3 protein-coding genes are annotated in these 3,146 nt (G+C 61.4%); all 3 read left to right on the top strand.

Translation table 11 applies throughout. The features are described from left to right. The first annotated feature begins 819 nt into the window (after positions 1-819). Complete coding sequence (locus AB3X99_RS40785; RefSeq protein WP_368662055.1) at positions 820-1,362, top strand: hypothetical protein; 543 nt, start codon at positions 820-822, stop codon at positions 1,360-1,362. Positions 1,363-1,453: 91 nt separating this feature from the next. Continuing rightward, a complete protein-coding gene (locus tag AB3X99_RS40790; protein ID WP_368662057.1) occupies positions 1,454-2,542 on the top strand; it encodes a porin in 1,089 nt (362 codons plus the stop codon). A 251-nt stretch (positions 2,543-2,793) separates the two neighbouring features. After that, a partial coding sequence (locus AB3X99_RS40795; RefSeq protein ID WP_368662056.1) for an alcohol dehydrogenase catalytic domain-containing protein occupies positions 2,794-3,146 on the top strand: 353 nt, incomplete at its 3' end.

The following is a 3,146-nucleotide window of genomic DNA, read 5'->3' on the forward strand; positions in this document are numbered from 1 at the left end:
TGGCGCCGCTCGAAGAGCTGCCGGCGCCGCAGCACCTGACGTTGTCGACGCGCGTGTGGATGGGCGTGCTGCGCACCTACCTCGTCGTCGCGGTAGGTCTCGTGATCGTGAAGGTCGTGCAGATGGCCATTCACTAAGGCGGAGCGGGGCAGGTATATGTCTGCCCCTTTTTTGCACGTCCGCTGGCTGGAGCAGGGTTCAGGCACAGTGGAGCAGGGGGGGCGAAGGTGCGCTGGTGACCGGACCTTGCCGGGACACTGCGGCCTATTGCATCAGGCGTCGATGATGAAAATGCACGTTCTCTCGCTATCCGTGGTTTCAGCCCTGGTCCTCGCCGTCGCTTTTCTCGTCGTCGATCAGGACTGTCAGGTATCCACAACGAGCGCCATGCAGGCCGTCGCGGACGCGTTTCCCGAAAACGGACTGCCGAGTGGCGGAGCATCACACTGTCTTGTCTACGGGAAATACTGCCTCAGTAACGCGTTACGCAGCCGATAATCGATACGCAGCGCGAGACGTCCGAATAAAGCGCGTTTGCAGACCTCGCGTTGCGAAGTCGTTTCCTCCGTATCGATTTCTCTTATCGGCGACCGGGTCTGCAAGCCGGTCTGCCGACCTCCCGCCGTGCACCGTTGAATCCCGCCAAGCCTTGTCCAGCTTGGCGCTGCGCGGCTCATCGCGAGCCACTGGCGTGCCTTGCTCGTGCTTTCTTGCCCACGGAGCGCCTCTTGCCTGCCGTTAACCCGATGTAGTTTTCCGTAAGCCCCGTTTCTATCTTGGCGAAAAACATTTCGTGCAGTACGACAGGAGGAGACGGCGATGAGCGGCAATGCAAGCGTAGGTGAGGGTGGGTATCAAGGGACGAGAACCGCAATCGACGGCAAGCCGACGCTCGGCGCAATCTTGCGCGCCGGCATAGCCGGCGGCTTGACGGGCGCAGTCATCATCTGGATTTACGAGGCGCTCATCTGGGTCGGCGCCCAGCATCTCATGCCGCTTGCGGGCATTCCCCGCAACGCGACCGGCCTCGTGTTCGGCAAGGGCGTACAGGACTGGCTCGGCATCTGGGCGTATTTCCTCGGGACTGCCATTCATTTCTTCTTCGCCATTGCGTGGGGCGTGCTGTTCGCGGCGATCTGGCCGTATTTCCGCCGCCGTGGTTACGAAGCCACATTCGTCGCGCTCTTTTATGCGATCCTGGCCTGGATCGTCATGCATGTGGCGATTAGCATCGCCTCCGACAACCATCCCAATTACTACGACCCGGTCGTCATCATCGGCGGTTTCATGTCGCACTTTTGCTTCACTGTGCCGCTCGCCCTCGTGGTGAAGCGCATGCTAGCGACCGAGCGCGGACGCTGACGCCTCCGGCGTCAGCACCGAACTATCAAGAAGTCAACAACAGGGGAAAGTGACGATGTCGTTAAATAGAGGATTCCTTAGCTTGTCGGTGATGGCGGCGGCTGTCATCGCCAGCACGCCGGCGATGGCGCAATCGTCGGTGACGCTCTACGGCGTGCTGGACGTGTTCGCCGGCTACCAGAACACGAAAGTCGACGGCAAGACCACGTCGCTCGCCGTGCTGGGCAACAACGGCTTGATGACGAGCCGGTGGGGCTTGCGCGGCACGGAGGACATCGGCGGCGGATACCGCGTGAACTTCGCGCTGGAGAGCGGCTTCGATCCGGGTACGGGCAAGTTGCAGAACAGCTATCGGTTCTTCGATCGCCAGGCGTGGGTCGGTCTGGGCGGTGGGTTCGGCGAGGTGCGTTTCGGGCGGCAGAACACGCCGATGTTCACCTGGAGCGGCAATATGGACGCCTTCGGCGCGGCGACCTACGCCTCGGGCTACAACAACTTTGCGAACTGGCTGGCGCGTGTCGACAACGACATTGCGTGGATCTCGCCGAAGTTCGTGGGGACCCAGGTCGAACTGCATTATTCGGTGGGCGGCCAACCCGGTACGCTCGCAGGCAATGCCGTGTATCAGGCCGGCGTGCAGACCACCCAGGGCCCGGTCTATCTCGCGCTTGCCTATTTGAACGCGGCGAATGCGACAGCTTCCAACCGTGTGCAGGAATTCATGGCGGGCGGCAATCTCGACTACGGGTGGGGGCGCATCTATGTCGGCTATTTCCGCGCCAACGACGTCATTTCCGCGACCACCGGCAATGCGCTGAGCAACCCGGCGGGCAAATACGACCCGACGGTCGGGCCGGTCGGCAATACGGCAGGCGACTGGCACAGCACGTATTCGCTTTCGGCCGACTACCGGTTTTCGCCGTTCTTCAGCGTGGGCGCCGGCGCCGCCTACACCAAGGACAGCACGCATCTCGGCAACGACGCCCTGCAATATGGGGCGATCGTCAACTACGATCTCTCCAAGGGGACGCGGCTATACGGCACGATTTCCGAATTGAAGAACTACGGCACCGCGCAGTTCAAGATGGCAGGCGCCAGCATTACGACGGGTTCGTTCCTCACGCCGGGACCCGGTCAGAGCGAATTCGGCGTTCAGGTCGGCATCCGGCATCTGTTCTAGCATTTGAGAAAACGCAAGCAGCCGATGCTTAACGCATGAAACTCCACGCCACCACTTCGTAGCCATCGGACATTGGACTACGATCAAGAATGCAAGGGCGATGTCGTCGCTATTTCGAATCCGCTCACGGTGCCTCATCGTGAATCGAAATATGCAAACCTTGCTGGGGACGACGGACTCACCGCGCGCCTGCGGACCGAAAGGAGGGCGCCCGGCGATCCGGCGTATTTCCGGTTGTCGATGGAGGAACCATGAAAGCACTGGTTTATAACGGCCCGGGCAAGTTCGCACTCGAAACGCGGCCAATGCCCGCCTTGCAGGGACCCGGCGACGCCGTGGTCAAGATCACGAAGACGACGATCTGCGGCACCGATCTCCACATTCTCAAGGGCGACGTGCCGAGTTGCGAGCCGGGCCGCATTCTCGGCCACGAAGGCGTGGGCGTCGTACATGAAATCGGCAGCGGCGTCTCGACGTTGAAAGTCGGCGATCACGTGCTCGTCTCGTGCATCTCGAGCTGCGGGCAGTGCGAGTACTGCCGGCGCGGCATGTATTCGCATTGCAAGACGGGCGGCTGGATACTCGGTAATCGTATCGACGGCAC

It is taken from the genome of Paraburkholderia sp. BR10882, assembly GCF_040948855.1.
GTDB classification, from domain to species: Bacteria; Pseudomonadota; Gammaproteobacteria; order Burkholderiales; family Burkholderiaceae; genus Paraburkholderia; species Paraburkholderia nodosa_A.